This is a genomic window from Pantoea sp. RCC30.1, assembly GCF_058148845.1.
In genome coordinates this window covers 40628-63229 of sequence record NZ_JBXUHX010000017.1, presented here as the reverse complement: position 1 = coordinate 63229, position 22602 = coordinate 40628, and the positions used below count along the sequence as shown (strand labels likewise).

The following is a 22602-nucleotide window of genomic DNA, read 5'->3' as shown; positions in this document are numbered from 1 at the left end:
AAAAATTCCGGAAATCTTTATGTTGTCGACAATCATTTATCGCAGCCACATTACAGAGAATGTGCCGCTGAAAATCCTGAATGATCTGGCGTTAAAAGCGAATAAAATCAATAAATCATCCAGCGTCACCGGAATTTTATTGTTCAATGGCACGCACTTCTTTCAACTGCTGGAAGGTCCGGAGGCAGCGGTAAAGTCGGTCTACAGCAGGATTTGCCAGGATCCGCGCCACCATAATCTGGTCGAGCTGCTGCGCGATTACGCTCCGGCGCGGCGTTTTGGCCATGTCGGGATGGAGCTGTTCGACCTGAGACTACATGATAAAGAGACGGTGCTGGAAGCGGTGCTGGCAAAGTGCACCACCAAATATCAGCTGACCTATGCCGATCGCGCCCTGCAATTCCTGCGCACCTTTGTCGAAGCGCGGGAAAAAGAGAACTATTTCGAGATCCCTTCCGCCAGCGGCTGGTCGTTTATCCGTAATGAGTCAGAACAGCGTGAAGGCAACAAAGCGCTGTTGGCAGCGGATGAGGTCAGCTTTGCTTTTCAGCCGATCGTCGATCCCTTCGCCTGTGAAATTGTCTCGCTGGAGGCGCTGCTGCGCGGGCCGCAGGGTGAACTGCCGCTGGAGTACTTTGCCCGACTGTCACGTGAGCAGCTCTATCAGGTCGATCTGAATTCGAAAAAGATCGCTTTTGCCCAGGCGAAGCATCTGGGGATCGAGGGCATGACCCTGTCGATTAATCTGCTACCGATGACGCTGGTAGAAGTGCCCGACGCCGTCCCGTTTTTGCTGGATGAAATTGCTGCGCAGGGGCTGGTGCCGGAGCAGATCATGGTTGAGTTCACCGAGAATGAAATTATCTCGCAACCTGAGGCCTTTGAAGCTGCCCTCAGGCAGCTGAAAGCAGCCGGCATCAGTCTGGCGCTGGATGATTTCGGTGCCGGTTTTGCCGGGCTGTCGCTGCTGACGCGCATTCAGCCCGACAAGATCAAGATTGACCGGGCCATTATTTCTGATGTGCATAAAAGTGGACCGAAGCAGGCGATCATTCATGCCATTCTGAAATGCTGCGCCTCACTGGAGATTGGCGTTATCGCCGAGGGCATTGAACAGCCTGAAGAGTGGATGTGGCTTGAAGCGGCAGGCGTGACCCAGTTCCAGGGTTTCCTGTTCTCCAGGCCTGAACTGAATGGCATCGCCGCTGTGGCCTGGCCGGAGTTGGTTTAACCCTGCGATAAGGATGAATTTGCGATTCCCTGCCTTGCTGGATCCTCCGGCTGCTGCTAAATAATTAACAGCGCCGGGGGATCATCTTTCTGTCATCTTCCCGCGTCACAGTCATAACAGAATCAGTGATTAAATGTTTAGCAGTCAGATGTTCAGTGTTTAGGCCAGCGCTACGCGCCATGCGTGCGACGTGACTCCAGGAACAGCATTTGAGGAACTGAATGAAGCAAATCATCCGCGGTGATAAAGAACCCTCCCATATCCTGGCAGCGACCCGTGCGCTTGAAGCGCACTACTCCCGCTACGGAGAAGGTAATAAGTACCATCCCATTATCTATTCTATCGCCTACCGTAGCCGGTTTTACCAGGTTGAGGTGATTACCCGACGTGAAACCATGGTGGCCACGGTGATAACCGGGGTTCGTAACCTGACGCATCTCTCCGGCGCCGCCTGACGGCCGCCTGTTCTCCTGCGGGGGCATGCAGCCCCCGCATCCCCGCTTAACGTCGATAGAGTGAATTGGCCGGATAAATTGCGCCAATCACGCTTTTTTCACGTGCGCCCGTCACCGCAGGCAGGTTGCCCGGCAGCCCGGAGAGCGTGCGGAACGCCAGCCAGGCAAACGCCAGCGCTTCCATATCGTCGCCACTGATTCCCGCCGCATCGGTGGTAGTCACTTCCGTGCCGGGAAGATGCGCCGCCAGACGCGCCATCAGCTGCGGATTGCGACTCCCGCCGCCACACACCAGCAGACGGTCACAGCCATCATTGAGTAACACCTGCTGCGTGATGGTGATGGCGGTCAGCTCGACCAGCGTGGCCTGCACATCCTGTGGCGCCAGACCCGGGAAGTAGCGCAGATGCTGTTCCAGCCAGCCCAGATTGAAGTGTTCGCGCCCGGTGCTTTTCGGCGACGGCAACGCAAACCAGGCTTCACGTAACAGCGCCTCCAGCAGCGCCGGAATTACCGTTCCGCTGCGCGCCCACTGCGCATCTTTGTCATAGGGCAGCCCCTGATTACGCCAGATCCAGGCATCCAGCAGCATATTGCCGGGGCCGGTATCGAAGCCGCGTACCGGCTGACCTGGGATCAGCACGGAGAGATTGGCAATGCCGCCAATATTCAGCACCATGCGGCGTTCAGTGGCATCCATCAGCAGCGCCTGATGAAAGGCGGGCACCAGCGGCGCGCCCTGCCCGCCCAGCGCCATGTCACGACGGCGGAAATCGCCCACCACGGTGACGCCAGTTGCCGCCACAATCTGGTTGTTGTCACCAATCTGCAGCGTATTCGGTGCGTCGCCCTGTGGCTCATGCCAGACGGTCTGACCATGACAGCCAATTGCCGTAATATCGCTGGCCTCCAGCGACGCGCGCTTCATTAATGTCACCACGGCCTCAGCAAACAGCTGGCCGAGGCGGGTATCGAGCTGGCCGAGCTGAGACAGCGTCAGCGATTGTCCCTGACAAATCCCCAGAATCGCCTGACGCATCTCTGGTGGCATCGGATGGCAATAGCTCGCCTGCTGCGCCACCATATTCTCATCAATGGCGGCCAGCACCACATCCACCCCATCCAGGCTGGTGCCTGACATTACCCCGATATAGCGTCCTGATTTCATAGCCATTCCTTACTTCCGGCGGGAAGTGCGATTCATCTGCGGCTAGCCTGACAAATAATGTTCGCTAATTCTATGATTAAATTGTTTTTATCCAATCGTGCTCACCGATAACGTAACGGGACTATTTTTAATCCGCGATTGAATTATTGTTGATCCTGAATAGTCTATGCTTCGTCCAACCATGTTTTATTCGGACAGGGATTAATTTGCCAGGTTTGTGTCTTATACTGAGTGCAGGATACAGCGGTAAACGTGGCGCCTTCTCGACTAAAGGAGTTTCAAATGATTAAGCGTGTAATTGTGGTCGCTCTGGCCGGTGCTATGCTGGCAGGTTGTAGCAATACCAGTACGCTGTCGGGTGATACCTACAGTGCCAGTGAAGCTAAGCAAATTCAGAACGTTTCGTACGGTACCCTCGTCTCTGTGCGTCCGGTGAAAATCCAGGGCGGCGATGAGAGCAATGTTATCGGTGCTATCGGTGGTGCGGTGCTGGGTGGCTTCCTGGGTAACACTATTGGTGGCGGCACCGGCCGTAGCCTGGCGACAGCCGGTGGTGCGGTTCTGGGTGGCGTAGCGGGCCAGGGCGTTCAGGGCGCAGTCAATAAAACCGATGGCGTAGAGCTGGAAATCCGCAAGGATGATGGCAACACCATCATGGTGGTTCAGAAACAGGCCGCCTCGCGGTATTCTGTTGGCCAGCGTGTTGCGATGGCGTCCAATGGCAGCCAGGTGACGGTTTCACCTCGCTAATGCTGTGAAACAAAAAACCGACGCCTGGGCGTCGGTTTTTTTATTTCTCTTTGTTCTGAAATTCGAGAATGTTTTTTTCAAGCCGGGCGATCAGCGTCACCATCTGACTGATCTCTTCCCGACTGATGCCGGACAGGATATCGTCCCGCGTCTCATCAATCACACTCTCAACCTGTTCGATAATCGGCTCCGCCTGCTGAGTCAGCTTGATCCGCTTGGCGCGACGATCGTTGGCGCAGGTCGAACGGGTAATAAGTCCCTTTTCTTCCAGCTGGTCCAGCGTACGCACCAGTGAGGGCTGTTCAATACCAATCGCTTTGGCTAACTGAATCTGCGACTGTTCGGGCGGCAGTTGATGAATGTTGTGCAACGTCACCCAGTGAGTCTGCGTCAGCTCAAGCGGCTTGAGCCGCTGATCAATCAACGCGCGCCAGATGCGCACCAGACGAGATAAATCCGTTCCGAGGGGCGTATCCATTTCAGCTCCTTATAATTAGCTTGCTAGCTATCAAGCCAGATTTTACACTATTCTGCGAGTTTACAGGACAAATTACAAATCCCAGACCAGAGCATGATAACGGGGTAGCGCTTCCCGTCTGCCGTTTGGGTTAACGAAGGATGTTATCACGTGCTCACTCCTGCTTTTTCAGGTGCGAATCCGCTGACCGATCTGGTCGTGGGCGCCTCACTTTTTTTCCCGCCAATATTCAAAGCGGTGATCCTCGGCTTCTTTTTCTGGCTGCTGATCCACCCGCTGGTGCGCGGCTGGATCTACTCCGGCGAAGTCTGGCATCCTACCCTGTTTGATCTCTCCCTGTTTGTGCTGTGCGTTACCGCCGCACTCTGGCTCATCGGTCACGGATAATCGATATGAAATTTAATGCGGTAAAATACTTCTCAACACTGATTGTCTTTGCCCTGGCGCTGCTGGCCGGTGGCTGGCTGTGGAACTACTACATGCAGTCGCCCTGGACCCGTGACGGGAAAGTGCGGGCAGAGCTGGTGGATATCACGCCTCAGGTCTCGGGCCGGATTACGCAACTGAAGGTCAAAGACAATCAGTTTGTGCATCAGGGCCAGCAGCTGTTAACGCTGGACCCGGTGCCGTGGCAGATCGCGCTCGACAACGCCGCCGCTCAGCTCAGCAAAGCGCAGGCGGACCTGGCGAAAGCGCAGCACGAATTTAACCGGCGCAGCAACCTGCCGCGCAACATCATCTCCGCCGAGGATCTCGATGCGGCACGCTTAAGCGCCGGAGCGGCTGCTGCCAGCACTAAAGCCGCGCAGGCGGAGTGGGACCGGGCGCGCTGGAATCTGCAACAGACGACGCTGACCGCACCGGCGGATGGATGGATCACCAATCTCACGCTTCGGTCCGGCAACTATGCCACTGCGGGTTCACCTCTGTTTGCCCTGGTCGACAGCCACTCTTACTACGTAATGGGCTATTTCGAAGAGACTAAACTTCGCCATATTCATCCAGGCGCGGCGGCGCAGGTGGTGCTCTACAGCAATGGCATGCGGCTGAAGGGCCAGGTAGACAGCATTGGCCGCGCAATCTATGACCAGAGCATTGAGACTGACAGCGGACTGGTGCCCGATATCAAGCCAAACGTGCCCTGGGTGCGGCTGGCGCAGCGGGTGCCGGTACGCATTCGTCTCGATTCGCTTCCGGCCAATGCCGATCTGGTGGCCGGCACCAGTTGCACCATCACCATCCAGCCATGAATTTTCAGTGGCTGGCATGGGATCAACTGCCCTGGATTAAGGCTAACGCCGGTCAGTGGCGCTATGCGTTACGCAACGCAATTGCGATGTGTCTGGCGCTGAGCATCGCCTATGGACTGGATCTCGATGAGCCTTACTGGGCAATGACCTCTGCCGCCGTGATCAGCTTTCCCACCGTCGGCGGCGCGATCAGTAAAAGTCTTGGCCGCATCGTGGGCAGTCTGTTGGGGGCCAGCGCCGCGCTGGTGATCGCCGGACATACCCTTAATGAGCCATGGCTGTTTACCTTTGCGATTGCCGGCTGGCTGGCGCTTTGTACCGGCATTTCAAATCATTACCAGAACAACGTCGCCTACGCATTTTCGCTGGCGGGTTACACCGCCGCCATTATCGCCTTTAGCAGCGTGAATATCACCGATATCACCACGCTGTGGACGATTGCGCAGGCACGCGTCTGCGAGGTGATATCCGGCATTCTCTGCGCCGGTTTGATGATGATGGTGCTGCCGAGCACCTCCGACGGCGAGACGTTAATCACCTCGCTGAAGCAGATGCATGCCCGCTTGCTGGAACATGCGGTGTTACTGCTGCAGCCCTCGGCCAGCGATACTATTCGTGTCGCGCATGAAAACGTCATCAGCCAGATCCTGACTATGAATCTGCTGCGGATTCAGGCGTTCTGGAGCCACTATCTCTTTCGCCGACAGAACAACGTCCTGAACTATGTGCTGCACCAGCAGCTGCGACTCACCAGCGTGCTCTCCAGCCTGCGCCGCATGTTGCTAAACTTGCCCGACGCGCCTGAGGCGCTGTTTGAAGCATTGCAGCTCCTGCTGGCTGAGCTGGCGAAACCGGCGTGCGATAAATATCGTCTGGCACAAATTCTGCGCAGCGTGACGCCTGCGGCGGATGGTGATTACCGGCAGCGTGCTTTTTGTCAGCGGCTGCGCTACTTCTGCTGGATGTACCTCAATGTGCTGCGCTGGATCCGGCTGCTGGATCGCGCCGATGCCGATACCCGCTTTCAGCCGCCGCCGGTCCCGGCGCTGGCGCGCGACAGTGACAGTGCCGAAGCGGGATGGAGCGCCCTGCGCACCTTCTGTGTGATCGTGCTGGGCTGTGCCTTCTGGATCAATACGCAATGGTCTTCCGGAGCTTCTGCGCTCACCTTAACCGCTATTGCCTGCGTGCTTTACGCCTCCGTGCCCTCACCCGGAGGCAGCGTCACGCTGTTGCTGAAAACCCTGCTGTGGCTGTTTGCGTTTAGCTTTGTGATGAAGTTTGGCCTGATGGTGCAGATCAGTCAGCTGTGGCAGTTTTTGCTGTTTCTGTTCCCGCTGCTGGTGACGCTGCAACTTTTCAAGCTGCAACAGAAACAGCGCGCCGGGATGTGGGGGCAGTTCATCGTCTTTATGGGCTCATTTATTGCGGTGACAAATCCGCCCAGCTGGGACTATCAGGACTTCTTTAACGATAACATCGCCAAAGTCTGCGGCGTGCTGCTCGCCTGGCTGGCGTTTCAGATTCTGAAGCCCAGTTCTGATGCGCGGCGCAGCCGACGCCATATCCGGGCACTGCGGCTGGCGTTTCTCGACCAGCTGCGGCAACGGCCCCGGCTCAGCGAGAGTCGCTTCGAATCGCAGATTTATCATCGTATCAGCCAGCTCAGTCACAGCCGGGATGAACAGGCGCGCGTCTGGCTACTGCGCTGGGGCGTGGTGCTGCTCAATTGCTCGCATATTGTCTGGCAGCTGCGTGAATGGCACGCCGGTTCGGCTGCGCTGATGGCGTTTCGCGATAGCAGCCTGCAAAATTTACAGCAGATTATCAGCAGCCGCGGCGTGCGCCACAACTCACTGGATCAGATGCTGACAAAACTGGAAGGGACCATCGCCGCACTGCTGGCGCTGGAAAATAACGAGGCCAGCGAACTGGCGGGGATTATCTGGCGATTACGCTGTTCGCTGGCACAGCTGAAGCAGGCGGTGCCGGAGTGATTACTGGCAATATTGCTGCTGTTGCCGGTTAAAATCATCCTGCAGCTGTTGCAGCGTTTTATGGCCTTCGAAGCGGGTTTTATCCATTTCGGTCATCGGTTCAATCACCAGTGCTTTCTCATCAGGTGAGAAGATAAACCGGCGCGTCAGCTCGGTGCCGGTAAAACTTTGACCGTGAATGCCACCGCACACCATGGTCATGGAGTGGCGATAGATGGTGCTATCCGTGAAATTGGTTTCGGTAGCGCTGCGAAAGACCTGATCACAGCCCTGCGCTTCCAGCTTGTGCACCATGTTGCGACTCAGCCATTCACGGCCTTTGGCAATCTTTTCACAGGTGACACGCATCGGACTGGTATCAATGGTGCGCTGAAGCTCGCGTCCGGTTTCGGTAACCAGTTGCGTATCATTGGGTTTATCGCATCCCACCAGCAGCAGACACAGCAGTAATGCGCCCTTGAATTTCATTTTCCTGCTCCTTTCCCCATCACGCTTTCGTACCTGAATCAATATCATAGGGGGGAAATGTCAGGGATGGTACAACAATTCATAAACAGTCAGGCGAAAAGCGGGCGGCCATTGCCTGCCGCCCGGAAATTCAGATTACGCCGCAGGCATAGCGTGCCCCGCCACCGCCCAACGGTTTAGGATGGTCGGCATGATTATCACCGCCGACATGCACCATCAGCGCTTTGCCTTTAATCTCTTTTAACGATTTCAGACGCGGTGCCAGCACCGGATAAGTGGCATTGCCTTTGTCATCAACATAGACCGCGGGCAGATCGCCCAGGTGCCCTTCAGCGTAAGGCCCCAGATGTTTGCCGCTGTTGGCCGGATCAAGGTGGCCACCCGCCGCACCGGCGGCGACCACTTTGCCGTCTGACTCGCCCGGTTCACAGCTGCCTTTGGCATGGACATGGAAACCATGAATGCCCGGCTGAAGCCCCTGCAGATCCGGCGTGAACTGCAGACCATACTGTGTCTCGTCAATCTTAACGGTGCCCAACGATTTTCCAATCCCTTCAGCGGTAACCTGATGGATAGTAACCTGCTCGCTGGCAGCCTGTGCTGCACCGCAGGTGATCAGGGCGAATAGCGCAACTGCTTTCATTTTCATGGTGACTCCATTTGCATCCCAGGGTTTGAGATAAGTCTGGTCGCTTTTGCGCTATTTTGTCGGAGATTGACGCAGTTTTACGCTTCACGGCACATCAAATCCCAGCGCTGCCTTGCGAATACGGAACCACTGCTGACGTGTCAGGATTAAGTTCAGTGCACCGGCGGCTTCGCTGACCCGCGCAGCTTTACCGGAGCCAATGATCGGCAGCGGGCGCGACGGTAGCATCAGTATCCAGGCGTAGACCACCTGCTCCAGGCTGGTGGCGCCAGTTTCCTGCCGCACCGCTTCCAGCTCGCTACGCAGTGGCTGGAAATGCGGACCGTTAAACAGGCGGCCGCCACCCAGGCAGGACCAGGCCATCGGACGAATGCGCAGCTGCTGACACTGATCCAGCGATCCATCCAGCAGCACGCTTTGCTGAACCGGTGAGATCTCCAGCTGATTGGTGACCAGCGAGAACGGCAGACGAGATTGCAGCAGGGAAAACTGGAATGGGGTGAAGTTTGAGACGCCAAAATGCAGCACCTTGCCGCTCTGATGCAGTGCCATAAAGGCTTCAGCCACTTCGTCAGCTGCCATCAGCGGATCGGGACGATGGATCAACAGCAGGTCGAGACGATCGGTGTGGAAATGGCGCAGCGAGTTTTCTGCACTCTGCAGGATATGACTTTTATCGGTGATGTAGTGGCCAATCTGATGCTCAGGCCGGGCGCGGGTGGCGATGCCACATTTGGTCACAATCTGCAGCTGGTCACGCAGTCCGGGTGCCAGTTTCAGCGCCTCGCCAAACGCCGCCTCACACTGGTAATCACCGTAGATATCTGCATGGTCCACGGTGGTAATGCCAAGCCTCAGATGGTGCTCAATAAACGCGACTCGCTCCTGAGGCGACATGCCCCACTCCATCAGACGCCAGTATCCCATAACCAGCGGTGAAAAATCGGGCCCCTGTGAAGCGATGGCTTGCGGTTCTAACATGACGTTCTCCCTGTTGCGCGTGGGCTGTAACTAATGTGTCAGAGAGTATAACGGAAAGCGCAAAGTCGTCAGAATAACTCCGGCTGTTGGGGTTCGGGCGGCTCGTCGCCTTTCTGCTGCCGTTGCAGGCGCTGACGACGCTGCTGGCAAAGGCGTATCACCTCGCGCTTTTGCGCATCACTGAAGCGCAGCCAGTTGAACCGCTCATCGCGACTGCGTAAACATCCCAGACAGTAGCCGCGCGCATCAGTCTGGCAGATGCCGCGACAGGGGCTGGGAACCGGGAAAAACTCAAGCTGCTCGGCCACCACGACTCCGGATTCACAGAATAAACAGTTCACTAAACAGCGTAGCCTGGTTGCGAAGGAAGTAAGCCCCGCCCCACCAGATTTATCCTTTTCTTTCATTGACGAGTGAACACTCTGTGCCAAATGTACGGTGCGGTGTTGCATTAGACCGACTGGTCTACTAATCTCCCTGCCATGAATAAGACGCTACAACGCAATGAAACCCGCGAACACCTGCTCCAGACAGGTGAGCAACTCTGTCTGCAACGCGGCTTTACCGGAATGGGCCTCAGCGAGTTGCTGACGCAGGCGGCGGTGCCGAAAGGCTCCTTCTACTACTACTTCCGTTCTAAAGAGGCGTTTGGCGTGGCCTTACTGGAACGCTACTTTGCGCGTTACCTGCAGGATGTAGAGTTACAGCTTAACCAGACTGACGGCACGCCGCGTGAGCGCCTGCTTAATCATTTTCGTGCTGCCGTTGAGCTGTTTGTGCAGCAGGGCCATATCGTCGGCTGCCTGGGCGTTAAAGTCTCCGCTGAGGTGTGCGATCTCTCTGAGCCAATGCGTGACGCCCTGCAGCAGGGTGCAGGAAAGATTACCGCCCTCTACGCCCGGACGCTGATCGCTGCAGAGCAGCAGGAGCCGCTGAGCCTGCCGCAACCTCCGGTGCAGATGGCGGAATTACTGTCGCTGCTGTGGCTCGGTGCGAGCCTGCAGAGCAAAATTTCCCGCGCGGCGCAGCCACTGCGTCTGGCATTGAGTACCATCGAACAGTGGCTTAAAAGCTACTGATTTTTAAAAAACGTATTTGTAGACGACTGGTCTACTAATCAGGAGCTATTATGGCGAGTACACAGCTGTTTCGTCCGCTGAAAGTCGGCGCAATTACCGTCCCAAACCGCGTATTCATGGCACCGCTGACCCGTCTGCGCAGCATTGAGCCAGGCGACATCCCTACTCCGATGATGGCGGAATATTACTGTCAGCGCGCCAGCGCTGGTCTGATCATAACCGAAGCGACTCAGATCTCTTTCCAGGCGAAAGGCTATGCCGGTGCCCCAGGCTTACATACGCAGCCACAGATTGCAGCGTGGAAAGTGATTAACGAAGGCGTGCACCAGGCTGGCGGTCACACCGCAGTACAGTTATGGCACACTGGTCGTATCTCACATAACAGCGTGCAGCCGGAAGGCAAAGCACCGGTAGCGCCATCAGCGATTGCTGCCGGCACTCGTACTTCACTGCGTGCTGAAGATGGCAGCGTTTATCGCGAAGATACCTCAACGCCGCGTGAACTGACCGTGCCAGAGATCAAGCAGATCGTGGCTGATTTTGGTCAGGCTGCGGCCAACGCGCGTGAAGCGGACTTTGATCTGCTTGAGCTGCACTCCGCGCACGGCTACCTGATGCACCAGTTCCTGGCTCCTGGCTCAAACCATCGTACCGACGAATATGGCGGCAGCATCGAAAAACGCGGTCGCTTTGCGCTGGAAGTGGTTGATGCAGTCATCGCTAACTGGTCAGCCGATCGCATTGGTATTCGCGTCTCACCCATCGGCAGCTTCCAGAATCTGGACAACGGTCCGGACGAAGAAGAAGCGGCGCTGTGGTACATCGGCGAGCTGGCAAAACGCAACATCGCCTATCTGCACCTTTCAGAGCCAGACTGGGCCGGTGGTCAGCCTTACACCGATGCCTTCCGTCAGAAAGTGCGTGATCTCTTCCCGGGTGCCATCATTGGTGCCGGTGCCTACACCGTTGAGAAAGCCGATGATCTGATCGGTCGCGGTCTGATCGATGCGGTTGCGTTTGGTCGTGATTACATTGCTAACCCGGACCTGGTTGAGCGTCTGCAGCAGGATGCCCCACTCAATCCACAGCGCCCGGAAAGCTTCTACGGCGGCGGCGCTGAAGGTTATATCGACTACCCGACGCTGTAACTGTTTTGGGCTGCCGTCCGGGACGATGGCGGCAGCCATTATTCAATGGCGATTTTCATCGCTATACTTATCGCCTGGGTCATCCGGCGATGGCGTTTTATTTAAAAGAGGATGTTATGCGTTTACTTCATACCATGCTGCGCGTTGGCGATCTGCAACGTTCTATCGATTTCTACACCCGTGTGCTGGGCATGCGCGTGCTGCGTCAGAGCGAAAACACCGAATATAAATATACCCTGGCGTTTGTAGGCTACACCGACGAGAGCGAAGGTGCGGTGATCGAGCTGACTTATAACTGGGGCGTCGATAAGTATGACCTCGGCAATGCGTATGGTCACATTGCGCTGGGCGTTGATGACGCAGCAGCAGCGTGCGAACGTATCCGCAAAGATGGCGGCAACGTGACGCGTGAAGCGGGTCCGGTTAAAGGCGGCTCCACCATTATTGCCTTTGTTGAAGATCCTGATGGCTACAAAATCGAGCTGATCGAAAACAAAGATGCCGGTAACGGCCTGGGCAACTAAACCTGCCCCTCAGCCTGCCTTCCGGGTGGGCTGAATCCCCTTCTCTTCGCTTCATCTGCTGCACCCGGCCCCGTTTTTTGCCATAATACGCGCTGCCCTTTTTCTGCAACGAGATCCTGATGTCTGAATCGAATTCCCCTAATGCACTCAATCAACGTTTCCGTGGCTTCTATCCGGTGGTGATCGACGTTGAAACCGCAGGTTTCAACGCCCAAACCGATGCGTTACTGGAGATTGCCGCTATCACGCTGAAAATGGATGAAGAGGGATGGATTCAGATCGACCAGACGCTGCACTTCAACGTCGAACCTTTTGTCGGCTCGCTGCTGCATCCGGAAGCGCTGGCCTTTACCGGTATCGATCCGAGTAATCCGCTGCGCGGCGCAGTCAGTGAATATGAAGCGCTGCACGCCATTTTCAAAATGGTGCGCAAGGGCATTAAAGACAGCGGCTGCAATCGCGCCATTATGGTGGCGCACAATGCCACGTTCGACCTGAACTTTATGTCAGCGGCGGCGGAACGTGCCAGCCTGAAGCGCAATCCATTTCACCCGTTTGCCACCTTTGACACCGCAGCGCTGAGTGGACTGGTGCTGGGTCAGACGGTTCTGGCGAAAGCCTGTATTGCGGCGGGAATGGAGTTTGACAGTACGCAGGCGCATTCGGCGCTCTATGACACTCAGCAGACGGCAACGCTGTTCTGCGAGCTGGTGAACCGCTGGAAACGGTTAGGTGGCTGGCCACTGCCCTTCGCGGAAGGTGATGCAGAAGCCACGACATCCGCATAAGGGATGCCGCAATGAAAAAGGCCGACGTGATGTCGGCCTTTTTTTATTCTGCTTCTTTAAACTTCTCTGCAGTCTCTTTGATCAGCGTCTGCAGTTCACCTCGTTGTAACATCTCGACGATGATGTCGCAGCCACCGACCAGCTCGCCATCAACCCACAACTGCGGGAAGGTTGGCCAGTTAGCGAATTTCGGCATCTCGGCACGAATGTCCGGGTTCTGCAGAATATCCACGTAAGCAAAACGCTCACCACAGGCTGACAGCGCCTGTACCGCCTGTGCAGAGAAACCGCAGCTAGGCAGTTTCGGGGAACCTTTCATGTACAGCAGGATCGGGTTTTCTGCGATCTGGCGCTGAATTTTTTCTACAGTACTCATAATTGCCTTCCTTAATTCGTCACTTCGTGTTTGTTTATTGTAGCGACTTCGCAGCGTGACTGAAAACGAGATTTTGACCGCTGCCCGATTAAATCGCCATCATTGTTAAGTTCAGCTTCGTGACGCCTGAATCCCTGATTATTAACAGCTGGTAACAGTTTAATAATTCGTAATAATTTCGTTGATATAAGACGCTGAAAATGTTCATTTTCAGCGCGATTACGTGGGTTGCAAAGATTAATATTAAAAGGCATTACAGTTTTTAAAAGAACTGGACTAGAATGGCCTGGGCGCTGATCCTGGATCAGATTAATCTCAACTTTGTCGCGGTGCGTAGTGGCCCTGACAACTTAACTAATCAACGGACTATGCGTTTAATCATTACGCTTTTGATGCTGGCCTTTGCGCAACTGTTTTTCAACGTCGCTGCTGCTTCACCGCACGCGCCGGTGAACGTCAGTACGCATAAAGCAGAAAAAAAGAGTGCGCGCGACGATGAGCGCCGCAAACGTCGCCAGGTAAAAACGGTGACGAAAAAGACTCGCCTCAGCCCTGTTCAAAAACTCAAAACTAAAAAACAGAAAAAAGTCGAACTCACTGCGAAACAGACGCCTGCTAAGAAGACCTCGCTTAAAACCGCCCGTATCAGCAAAAGCAAAGAAAAAAATAAAGAGAAGAAACGCTATGGTCATCAGCGCCAGCTAAAAACCGCTGAGGTCACCACCAGCGAACCTGGCACAATTAAAATGAGCAAATCCCACCGTCAGCGCTATCAGAAGGCACGTGAAACCGCGATGACCAAGCTGATGGGCCAGTTGGGTAAACCTTATCAGTGGGGCGGCACGTCACCCCATACTGGTTTCGATTGCAGCGGTCTGGTCTGGTACGCCTATAAAGATCTGGTGAAGTTTAAGATCCCGCGTACCGCTAACGAGATGTATCACCTGCGTGACGCAGCGCCAATTAAACGCGAGTCGCTGGAGAAAGGCGATCTGGTCTTCTTCCGCATTAACGGTCGCGGTACTGCGGACCACGTCGGCGTTTACCTGGGCGATGGCAAGTTTATTCAATCGCCACGTACCGGTAAAGATATTCAGATCAGCGCATTAGGAGAAGATTACTGGCAGCGCCACTACATTGGCGCCCGTCGGGTGATGACGCCAAAAACTATACGCTGAGCAGCAGAACAGTCAGAAAAAGCCGGGATAATCCCGGCTTTTTTATTAGTGCAGAATGGCAGTAAAACTAAAGGCCACAATCATCAGCAGACAGCCTGCGGTGGTCATTAACGCCAGTTTAAGATCGGTACTCATTGTTTGCTCCTTAGTCACACAATTTGTAGGGATATGGCATTTTCCCACACAGCCCGGTAAAAATCTCGTTTTATCCGTCCAGCCTTGTTAGAATCCCGCCTCTGTTGCGCAACGCGCGCAACTCTGATTCCGTTTGCGCATCTTTTAAGGCATTTATTCTCCGCCAGCGGCCTGTTTACGGGCAAGAAAAGCTGCATTTTTGCGGAAAAAACCCTGAGCAGACGCAAACGTTTAACACTACGCTTATCATAGAGTTAGATAAGCACTGGAGTCCGATTTTCATGGCAACAATTAAAGATGTGGCGAAACGCGCCGGCGTCTCAACGACCACCGTTTCGCACGTCATCAATAAAACCCGCTTTGTCGCTGAAGAGACACGCAACGCGGTCTGGCAGGCGATAAAAGAACTTCACTACTCGCCGAGCGCCGTCGCGCGCAGCCTGAAAGTGAACCACACCAGGACGCTGGGCCTGCTTGCCACCTCCAGCGAAGCGCCCTATTTTGCTGAAATTATTGAAGCGGTTGAAAATCACTGTTTTGACAAAGGCTATACGCTGATTCTGGGTAATGCGCATAACGACCTGCAAAAGCAGCGCGCCTACCTCAGCATGATGGCGCAGAAACGCGTCGATGGTCTGCTGGTGATGTGCTCTGAATATCCGGACGATCTGCTGCAGATGCTGGAAGAGAACCGTAATATCCCAATGGTGGTGATGGACTGGGGCGAGTCGCGCGCCGACTTCACCGACACGGTGCTCGATAATGCTTTCCAGGGCGGCTATCTGGCTGGACGCTATCTGATTGAACGCGGACACCGTGATATTGGTGCTATCCCCGGTCAGATGGAACGCAACACTGGTGGAGGACGCCACGCCGGTTTCCTGAAGGCGATGGAAGAAGCGGGTATTCAACCGCGTGCCGAGTGGATTGTGCAGGGTGACTTCGAGCCGGAGTCAGGCTATCAGGCGATGCAGCAGATCCTGTCGCAGAAACAGCGTCCAACGGCGGTGTTCTGCGGCGGTGACATCATGGCGATGGGCGCGATTTGCGCCGCCGACGAGATGGGCCTGCGCGTCCCGCAGGATATTTCGGTGATCGGTTATGACAATGTGCGCAACGCCCGCTATTTCGCACCGGCCCTGACGACCGTGCATCAGCCTAAAGCCCAGTTGGGTGAAAAAGCGCTGGATATGCTGCTGGACCGCATCACCAGTAAGCGTGAAGTGTCACAAACGATTGAAGTCCACCCTACGCTGATTGAACGCCGTTCCGTGGCCGATGGTCCATTCCGCGACTATCGCCGTTAATCTTCGCTTAACCACTCCTGATTAAGTGTTTGCGCATCACCCAGATAGCTGAGCAACCAGCCTGTTGCCGGTGATGCGCGATCTTCAGCCCAGCTGACGCAGCAGGGGCTGTCCGGGAACGCCACCGGCAGTGTCAGTTCAACCAGCTGGCCGCTGTCCAGCAGTGGCCTGGCAAGATGACCCGGCACCATCGCCACACACAATCCCGCCTGTACGCACTCCAGCCCGGTCTGCCATTCCGGCACCACCAGCCTGCGCTGGTTATCCAGCGTCCATGTCATACGGCGTGGCAGCGCACGCGAGGTATCTTCCAGCACCAGTGATGGCCAGCTTCGCAACGTGTCATCATCGATCTGGCTCGCCTGCGTCAGCGGATGATCCGGCGCGACCACGCAGCGCCAGTTGAGAGTGCCCATATCGCGAAACGCAAAACGTCCGCCCACCGGGATTGCCTGCGTGGCACCAATCGCGACCTCCACCCGGCCATCGGCCAGCGCATCCCAGACGCCGTTAAAGACTTCATAGCTGATGATGAGCTCCATATCGGGGAAGTGGCGATAGAAATCTTTAACCAGTTGCCGGGTGCGCTGAGGCTTTGCAATACGGTCAACGGCAATGCTGAGCTGCCCGCGCCAGCCGTTGGCAAGCTGCTGACACTGTCGCCGGGTGGCAAGCATTTTTTTGATGACGCTGCGCCCTTCCCTGACAAAATGCTCGCCTGCCGGGGTGAGGACCACTTCACGATGCTGACGCTCAAATAGCGGCACCGCCAGCCAGTTCTCCAGCTGGCGCACCGTGTAGCTGATGGCAGAAGGCACCCGATGTAACTCCTGCGCGGCAGCGCTGAAGCTGCCCCCACGGGCGACCGCGTCAACCACTTCTAATGCATATTCTGACCACATAATCTGCCTTCAAAAATTTTAACAGCAATCGGCAAATATTACCGTTTCACAGCAGCAAACGCACCTTTTACACTCTGCCGCGTTTATCCTGCAAAAATGAGAATGAGATGTTGTCGAATAAAGGATTTATGCCTTACCTTGCCCTGCTGAGCATGCTCGGCTTTTTAGCCACAGATATGTACCTGCCCGCCTTCGGGGCGATGCAGCAAACCTTTAATACCTCACCCGGCCTGATCAGCGCCAGTATGAGTCTCTTTCTGGGAGGCTTCGCCCTGGGTCAGCTATTCTGGGGACCGCTCTCCGATCGCATTGGTCGCAAACCTGTGCTGCTGGCCGGACTGGCCATGTTTGGCATCGGCTGTGCGGGCATGCTGTGGGTGAATAATATCTATCTGATGCTGGCGCTGCGCTTCGTGCAGGCGATTGGCGTCTGTGCTGCGGCCGTGAGCTGGCAGGCATTAGTGGTGGATCGCTACCCTGCCGCGCGCGCCAACAAAGTCTTCGCCACCATTATGCCGCTGGTTGCGCTCTCTCCCGCGCTGGCGCCGTTGCTGGGTGCCTGGCTGATCGGCCACTTCCACTGGCGTTCGATTTTCCTGGTGCTGACCCTGATTGCGATGGCGCTGATACTGACCACGCTGCGTCTGCCCACCGTTCGCAAAGCCGCAAGTGAAAAAAAGGCGCAGCCGGGCTTCTTCACGCTGCTGAAATCGCGGGTCTACAGCGGCAACGTGCTGATCTACTCTGCCTGTTCTGCCAGCTTCTTTGCCTGGCTGACTGGCTCGCCGTTTATTCTGGCGGATCTGGGTCTCTCACCCGCCGATATCGGCCTGAGTTATGTGCCCCAGACCCTCGCCTTTTTAATAGGTGGATTCGGCTGTCGCGCTCTGCTCAACCGCTTTAACGGTGCACAGTTGCTGCCCTGGATGCTGGGCGTCTACAGCCTAAGCATTCTGTCGCTGTTTGCTGTTGCGCTTGCAGGCAACAGCACGCTGGTGAGCCTGATGGTTCCGTTCTGCGGGATGGCGCTGGCTAACGGGGCGATCTATCCGATTGTGGTTTCCAGTGCACTGATGCCCTTCCCGGATGCCACTGGTAAAGCTGCTGCTTTGCAGAACACCCTGCAGTTAGGACTCTGCTTCGCCGCCAGCCTGGCGGTATCAGCTGGATTAACCCAGGCGCTGTTTACAACCACGCTGATGATGGCGGTGACCATTGTGCTCGCGTTGATCGGTTACGCCATGCAGCGTGCCGCAAACGCACAAACTGTTGTTGCCTCTGCGCAACCTGCCTGCCAGGATAATCATTGATACCCTGACTTCTTACTTAGCGCCCTAACAATAAGTTATTGAATATTGACCCGCGTGAGCATATACTCATCCGGGTCAACAAACCTGTAATAAATCAACAATATAATAACGTAATAATCTGATTGGCACCCTGCTGCCGGGACGGTATTCGCGCGCGTTATTCTCATCTTACCCGACCTGCTGCAGGCTGTTCCAGTCCTCTGTATCACACAATAACCGGTTTGCGGAGCCATCCGCATCGTTTCTCAATGCCTGAATAAATTGACTACTCTTTGTTCAGGTTCAGATTGGACAGGTGGTGGAAAATCTATGAGTTCATCTTATGCAGAAGCAGTGAGCCCTGAAGAGAACCATTGGTATCGCATCGTTCATGAACTGCTGGAAAAAGCGGATATCGAAATTAATGGTTCACGTTCCTGGGATATTCATATTAATCATCCTGGTTTTTTTAAACGTGTTCTGCAGGAGGGCTCTCTTGGGCTCGGTGAGAGCTACATGGATGGATGGTGGGAGTGTGACCGGCTGGATATTTTCTTCCACCAGGTACTTAAACACAAACTCGATCAGCAGCTGCCTCATCACTTTAAAGACACGCTGCGCATTGCCGCCGCCCGCTTAACCAATCTGCAGTCAAAAAAACGGGCGTGGATTGTCGGTAAAGAGCATTACGACCTGGGCAACGATCTCTTTTCACTGATGCTCGATCCATACATGCAATACTCCTGTGGCTACTGGAAAGAGGCTACGACGCTGCCAGCAGCGCAGGAAGCCAAGCTGGATATGATCTGCCGTAAATTAGCGCTGGAACCCGGGATGTCGCTGCTGGATATTGGCTGTGGCTGGGGCGGCCTTGCGGAATTTGCCGCACGTCATTACGGCGTCAAAGTGCATGGCGTGACGATTTCCGCTGAACAACAGAAACTGGCGCAGCAGCGCTGTAGCGGGTTAGACGTCACGATTCTGTTGCAGGATTATCGCGATCTGAATGAGCAGTTTGATCGCATTGTTTCGGTGGGGATGTTTGAGCATGTCGGGCCGAAAAATTACGCCACCTATTTTGATGTGGTCGATCGTAATTTAAAGCCTGACGGTCTTTTCCTGCTTCACACCATCGGTGCGATTAAGACCGATATGAGTGTCGATCCCTGGATCGATAAATATATCTTCCCCAACGGCTGTCTGCCTTCAGTGCGTCATGTGGCGGATGCCAGCGAGCCCCACTTTATTCTGGAAGACTGGCATAACTTTGGTGCCGATTACGACAAAACACTGATGGCCTGGCATGAACGCTTTTTGCAGGCCTGGCCAGAGCTGGCTGATAAATATGGCGAACGCTTTAAACGGATGTTCTCCTATTATCTGAATGCCTGCGCTGGTGCCTTCCGGGCGCGTGATATTCAGCTGTGGCAGATTGTGTTTAGTCGCGGCGTTGAGGGCGGATTACGGGTGGCGCGGTAGGACCCGGTTATCATGCAGATGCTGCGAATGCCAGATCATATTGGATCTCACAGCAATGAATAGGCTTAACGAGCAGGGAACCGGATCAGAACAGGAAAGCGTCCCGCCGCCCGGATAAAAATGCCGGAAGCATTTTTGAACAGCGCAACGCGTTGGCCCGGCAACGTGCGCACCTCAGGGATGAGGTGCGTAATCGCGCGGGCCGAGCGTGTTATGGACTGGTTTTTGCGTCTTTCCAATCTGACCCTGTTGCCTGTGATGGCTCGGTATCACCGCAAAACAGTTCAGACCCTATCACAACGCTCAAAGGCGCTTACACGCCTTTTATTTACTCTCGGAGTCAGGCTGACCGGTCAGCATACTCATCGCCGCCGCAGCATCGCGCTGGGCTAACACCCGCTCCACGGTCTCTACGATTGCCTGCGTGTGCGGATCGATCTCAATATTGACCCGGTCGCCAAACGTCTTCGCGCCAAGAGTCGTGCGCTCCAGCGTTTCGGGGATCAGATAGACGCAGAATTTGGTCTTAGTCACATCACCTACTGTCAGGCTGATACCGTCGATGCCGACAAAACCTTTATGTAGAATATATTTCATCTGCGTCGGGTCCTGGATTTTAAACCAGACTTCGCGGTTATGTTCTGACTGGATAATCTTGCAGATCTCAGCGGTGGTCATAATATGACCTGACATCAGATGTCCGCCTATTTCATCGCTGAATTTTGCTGCACGCTCAATATTGACCACATCGCCCTGACGTAAATCGCCAAGATTAGTCACCCGCAAGGTCTCTTTAATTAAATCAAAACTGACGCGGTCGCCGTCAATTGCCGTCACGGTTAAGCAGCAACCGTTATGCGCTACCGATGCGCCCAGCGCCAGGCCCGGTAACAGGTCTTCCGGCAGTCGGACAGTGTGAGTACGAAACAGTTCTTTCTCTTCAATGGACACGATTTCTGCGGTGCCCTGCACAATACCGGTAAACATAGTCTTTGCCTCTGCGAAGTTTGCGTTAGTTTATCACAGCTCAGGTCGGCTGTTAGAATTCAGCCCGCGCAGCGTCTTTAATGGGGCGGCAAACCGCATCGTGTGACAAAGATTGGCGAATAGTGTTACGCCAGTTACACTAGTTCGCGCAATTTCCTGGGCTTTTCTGCCCTTTTAATTCATTCAACAAGTCAGGTGTTAACGTGCAGAAGTATTTAACAGAAGCGCGTCAATTGCTGGCCCTTGCGATTCCGGTCATCCTTGCTCAGGTGGCTCAAACCGCAATGGGATTTGTGGATACCATTATGGCCGGCGCAGTCAGCGCCACGGATATGGCCGCCGTTGCTGTCGGCACCTCTGTCTGGCTTCCGGCCATCCTCTTTGGTCATGGTCTTCTGCTTGCATTGACGCCCACCGTTGCGCAACTCAACGGTTCAGGTCGCCGCGAACGCATCGGCGAACAGATCCGCCAGGGATACTGGCTCGCCTTCTTTGTCTCCCTGCTGATTATGGTGCTGCTGTGGCATGCCGGTTATCTCATCCGGGCGATGCATGACATTGATCCGGCGCTGGCGCTGAAAGCAGAGGGCTATCTGCATGCGTTGCTGTTCGGCGCACCTGGCTACCTCTTCTTCCAGGTGCTGCGCAATCAGTGCGAGGGGCTGTCGAAAACCAAACCCGCCATGGTGCTGGGCTTCCTGGGACTGATGTTCAACATCCCGCTTAACTATGTCTTTATCTATGGGCACTTCGGCATGCCTGCCCTGGGCGGGGTCGGCTGCGGCGTGGCAACCGCGTCGGTTTACTGGGTGATGTTTATCTGCATGCGCTTCTGGGTGCGCCGGATGGGCAGCATGCGCGATATCCGGATGGAAAGCCGCTGGTCACCGCCTTCGCGTCCGATTCTGAGCCGCCTGATGACGCTGGGATTGCCAGTGGCGCTGGCACTCTTCTTTGAGGTCACGCTATTCGCCGTTGTCGCCCTGCTGGTCTCGCCACTGGGTATCGTTAACGTGGCCGGTCACCAGATCGCGCTGAATTTCAGCTCACTGATGTTCGTGTTGCCGCTGTCGCTGGGTGTCGCAACCACCATCCGCGTCGGGTATCGTCTGGGTCAGGGCTCCACCGAGCAGGCCCGGGTCGCGGCCTGGACCGCCCAGGGCGTCGGTATCAGCATGGCGGCGCTGACCGCGATTTTTACCGTCACGTTCCGTCATCAGATTGCCCTGCTCTACAACGACAATCCCGACGTGGTGACGCTGGCGGCGCAACTGATGATGCTGGCGGCGATTTATCAGTTCTCAGACTCGATTCAGGTGATCGGCAGCGGGATCCTCCGCGGCTATAAAGATACGCGATCAATATTCTTTATTACCTTTATCGCTTACTGGCTGCTGGGACTGCCGGCTGGCTATCTGCTGGCGCTGACCGACTGGATTGTGCCCCGAATGGGACCGGCGGGCTTCTGGTGCGGCTTTATCATCGGCCTGACCTCGGCTGCTATCATGATGCTCTGGCGCATCAGACGGTTACAGCAATCCCCGGCTGAAATCATTCTGACGCGCGCGGCGCGTTAGCCAAAAAATGCGGGTCGTTCATGGCCCGCAATGACGAAAAAAACGACGGTTAGCACAGTTGCTGCTCAGTCACGGCGAAAAAACTATTTTCCCCTTGCCAGGCTTACACGCTGCCGTTAATATTCGTCCCCGCTGTCGCCCTGACAGCATGTTGCGCTCTTAGCTCAGTTGGTTAGAGCACCACCTTGACATGGTGGGGGTCGATGGTTCGAGTCCATTAGAGCGCACCAAGTGCGTCCGTAGCTCAGTTGGTTAGAGCACCACCTTGACATGGTGGGGGTCGGTGGTTCGAGTCCACTCGGACGCACCAATATTCAGAAGATTCAAAATGCGCTCTTAGCTCAGTTGGTTAGAGCACCACCTTGACATGGTGGGGGTCGATGGTTCGAGTCCATTAGAGCGCACC

At 55.3% G+C, this 22602-nt stretch carries 25 protein-coding genes and 3 tRNA genes; 18 read left to right on the top strand and 10 right to left on the bottom strand.

Features of this window, described 5'->3' with window-relative positions:
• The first annotated feature begins 19 nt into the window (after positions 1–19).
• Together AC2LB6_RS15805 and AC2LB6_RS15800 are read left to right on the top strand one after the other, a co-directional pair.
• Complete coding sequence (locus tag AC2LB6_RS15805; protein ID WP_490094212.1) at positions 20–1231, top strand: diguanylate phosphodiesterase; 1212 nt, start codon at positions 20–22, stop codon at positions 1229–1231.
• A gap of 221 nt (positions 1232–1452) precedes the next feature.
• A complete protein-coding gene (locus tag AC2LB6_RS15800; protein WP_003850264.1) occupies positions 1453–1686 on the top strand; it encodes a DUF4060 family protein in 234 nt (77 codons plus the stop codon).
• Between the two features lie 46 nt (positions 1687–1732).
• On the opposite strand, the gene anmK is transcribed toward AC2LB6_RS15800, so the two are convergent.
• On the bottom strand, positions 1733–2854 hold the full coding sequence (gene anmK / locus AC2LB6_RS15795) for an anhydro-N-acetylmuramic acid kinase (RefSeq protein WP_490094257.1): 1122 nt from the start codon (positions 2852–2854) through the stop codon (positions 1733–1735).
• 282 nt (positions 2855–3136) lie between these two features.
• Between anmK and slyB the strand changes: the two genes are divergently transcribed.
• Positions 3137–3604 carry an outer membrane lipoprotein SlyB gene (gene slyB / locus AC2LB6_RS15790; RefSeq protein WP_490094211.1) on the top strand — a complete coding sequence of 156 codons (468 nt, stop codon included), beginning with the start codon at positions 3137–3139 and terminating at the stop codon, positions 3602–3604.
• 40 nt (positions 3605–3644) lie between these two features.
• Here slyB and slyA read toward each other — a convergent pair whose 3' ends face one another.
• Positions 3645–4082, bottom strand: coding sequence for a transcriptional regulator SlyA (slyA, locus tag AC2LB6_RS15785; RefSeq protein WP_490094210.1), 438 nt, complete (start codon positions 4080–4082; stop codon positions 3645–3647).
• 150 nt (positions 4083–4232) lie between these two features.
• Between slyA and AC2LB6_RS15780 the strand changes: the two genes are divergently transcribed.
• From AC2LB6_RS15780 to AC2LB6_RS15770, 3 genes are read left to right on the top strand one after another with little or no spacing between them, the layout of a single operon-like run.
• Complete coding sequence (locus AC2LB6_RS15780) at positions 4233–4469, top strand: DUF1656 domain-containing protein (RefSeq protein ID WP_490094209.1); 237 nt, start codon at positions 4233–4235, stop codon at positions 4467–4469.
• Between the two features lie 5 nt (positions 4470–4474).
• Entirely contained in the window at positions 4475–5332 is an 858-nt protein-coding gene (locus AC2LB6_RS15775; RefSeq protein ID WP_490094208.1) for an efflux RND transporter periplasmic adaptor subunit, read from the top strand.
• Positions 5329–7329, top strand: coding sequence for an FUSC family protein (locus AC2LB6_RS15770; protein WP_490094207.1), 2001 nt, complete (start codon positions 5329–5331; stop codon positions 7327–7329). Before AC2LB6_RS15775 ends, AC2LB6_RS15770 begins: the two co-directional genes overlap by 4 nt.
• Here AC2LB6_RS15770 and AC2LB6_RS15765 read toward each other — a convergent pair whose 3' ends face one another.
• The 4 genes from AC2LB6_RS15765 to AC2LB6_RS15750 all read right to left on the bottom strand — a co-directional run bounded on the left by AC2LB6_RS15765 (position 7330) and on the right by AC2LB6_RS15750 (position 9735).
• Positions 7330–7797: a hypothetical protein gene (locus AC2LB6_RS15765; RefSeq protein ID WP_490094206.1), complete on the bottom strand. Its 468-nt coding sequence runs from the start codon at positions 7795–7797 to the stop codon at positions 7330–7332.
• Between the two features lie 130 nt (positions 7798–7927).
• A complete protein-coding gene (gene sodC, locus AC2LB6_RS15760; protein ID WP_490094205.1) occupies positions 7928–8446 on the bottom strand; it encodes a superoxide dismutase [Cu-Zn] SodC in 519 nt (172 codons plus the stop codon).
• An 84-nt stretch (positions 8447–8530) separates the two neighbouring features.
• On the bottom strand, positions 8531–9427 hold the full coding sequence (locus AC2LB6_RS15755) for an aldo/keto reductase (protein ID WP_490094204.1): 897 nt from the start codon (positions 9425–9427) through the stop codon (positions 8531–8533).
• Positions 9428–9495: 68 nt separating this feature from the next.
• A complete protein-coding gene (locus AC2LB6_RS15750) occupies positions 9496–9735 on the bottom strand; it encodes a DUF1289 domain-containing protein (protein WP_003850275.1) in 240 nt (79 codons plus the stop codon).
• A gap of 174 nt (positions 9736–9909) precedes the next feature.
• Between AC2LB6_RS15750 and AC2LB6_RS15745 the strand changes: the two genes are divergently transcribed.
• The 4 genes from AC2LB6_RS15745 to rnt all read left to right on the top strand — a co-directional run bounded on the left by AC2LB6_RS15745 (position 9910) and on the right by rnt (position 12966).
• Positions 9910–10506 (top strand): TetR/AcrR family transcriptional regulator, encoded by a 597-nt coding sequence (locus tag AC2LB6_RS15745; RefSeq protein WP_490094203.1) that lies wholly within the window; start codon positions 9910–9912, stop codon positions 10504–10506.
• A 50-nt stretch (positions 10507–10556) separates the two neighbouring features.
• On the top strand, positions 10557–11654 hold the full coding sequence (locus AC2LB6_RS15740; RefSeq protein ID WP_490094202.1) for an alkene reductase: 1098 nt from the start codon (positions 10557–10559) through the stop codon (positions 11652–11654).
• Between the two features lie 116 nt (positions 11655–11770).
• Entirely contained in the window at positions 11771–12178 is a 408-nt protein-coding gene (gene gloA, locus AC2LB6_RS15735) for a lactoylglutathione lyase (protein ID WP_008926200.1), read from the top strand.
• A gap of 119 nt (positions 12179–12297) precedes the next feature.
• Positions 12298–12966 carry a ribonuclease T gene (rnt, locus tag AC2LB6_RS15730; RefSeq protein WP_010245582.1) on the top strand — a complete coding sequence of 223 codons (669 nt, stop codon included), beginning with the start codon at positions 12298–12300 and terminating at the stop codon, positions 12964–12966.
• 43 nt (positions 12967–13009) lie between these two features.
• On the opposite strand, the gene AC2LB6_RS15725 is transcribed toward rnt, so the two are convergent.
• Positions 13010–13345: a Grx4 family monothiol glutaredoxin gene (locus AC2LB6_RS15725; RefSeq protein ID WP_170933470.1), complete on the bottom strand. Its 336-nt coding sequence runs from the start codon at positions 13343–13345 to the stop codon at positions 13010–13012.
• 365 nt (positions 13346–13710) lie between these two features.
• Here AC2LB6_RS15725 and AC2LB6_RS15720 point away from each other — a divergent pair, with 365 nt between their 5' ends.
• Complete coding sequence (locus tag AC2LB6_RS15720) at positions 13711–14520, top strand: C40 family peptidase (protein ID WP_490094256.1); 810 nt, start codon at positions 13711–13713, stop codon at positions 14518–14520.
• Between the two features lie 45 nt (positions 14521–14565).
• On the opposite strand, the gene cydH is transcribed toward AC2LB6_RS15720, so the two are convergent.
• Complete coding sequence (gene cydH, locus AC2LB6_RS15715; protein WP_010245592.1) at positions 14566–14655, bottom strand: cytochrome bd-I oxidase subunit CydH; 90 nt, start codon at positions 14653–14655, stop codon at positions 14566–14568.
• A 281-nt stretch (positions 14656–14936) separates the two neighbouring features.
• Between cydH and purR the strand changes: the two genes are divergently transcribed.
• The gene (gene purR, locus AC2LB6_RS15710) at positions 14937–15962 is read left to right on the top strand and encodes an HTH-type transcriptional repressor PurR (RefSeq protein ID WP_490094201.1); all 1026 of its coding nucleotides are present in this window, start codon (positions 14937–14939) and stop codon (positions 15960–15962) included.
• Here the strand turns inward: purR and punR are convergent.
• The gene (gene punR / locus AC2LB6_RS15705) at positions 15959–16864 is read right to left on the bottom strand and encodes a DNA-binding transcriptional activator PunR (RefSeq protein WP_490094200.1); all 906 of its coding nucleotides are present in this window, start codon (positions 16862–16864) and stop codon (positions 15959–15961) included. The two genes, purR and punR, sit on opposite strands and share 4 nt — an antisense overlap.
• 107 nt (positions 16865–16971) lie before the next feature.
• Here punR and punC point away from each other — a divergent pair, with 107 nt between their 5' ends.
• The gene (gene punC / locus AC2LB6_RS15700) at positions 16972–18174 is read left to right on the top strand and encodes a purine nucleoside transporter PunC (RefSeq protein ID WP_490094199.1); all 1203 of its coding nucleotides are present in this window, start codon (positions 16972–16974) and stop codon (positions 18172–18174) included.
• Positions 18175–18483: 309 nt separating this feature from the next.
• Positions 18484–19632 carry a cyclopropane fatty acyl phospholipid synthase gene (cfa, locus tag AC2LB6_RS15695; protein WP_490094198.1) on the top strand — a complete coding sequence of 383 codons (1149 nt, stop codon included), beginning with the start codon at positions 18484–18486 and terminating at the stop codon, positions 19630–19632.
• 324 nt (positions 19633–19956) lie between these two features.
• Here cfa and AC2LB6_RS15690 read toward each other — a convergent pair whose 3' ends face one another.
• A complete protein-coding gene (locus tag AC2LB6_RS15690; RefSeq protein ID WP_490094197.1) occupies positions 19957–20619 on the bottom strand; it encodes a riboflavin synthase subunit alpha in 663 nt (220 codons plus the stop codon).
• Between the two features lie 203 nt (positions 20620–20822).
• Here AC2LB6_RS15690 and AC2LB6_RS15685 point away from each other — a divergent pair, with 203 nt between their 5' ends.
• From AC2LB6_RS15685 to AC2LB6_RS15670, 4 genes are all read left to right on the top strand, one after another.
• Entirely contained in the window at positions 20823–22196 is a 1374-nt protein-coding gene (locus AC2LB6_RS15685; protein WP_490094196.1) for an MATE family efflux transporter, read from the top strand.
• Positions 22197–22349: 153 nt separating this feature from the next.
• A tRNA-Val gene (locus AC2LB6_RS15680) sits at positions 22350–22426 on the top strand.
• Between the two features lie 3 nt (positions 22427–22429).
• Positions 22430–22506: transfer RNA gene (locus tag AC2LB6_RS15675), tRNA-Val, on the top strand.
• Positions 22507–22526: 20 nt separating this feature from the next.
• A tRNA-Val gene (locus tag AC2LB6_RS15670) sits at positions 22527–22600 on the top strand.
• Positions 22601–22602: the final 2 nt, after the last annotated feature.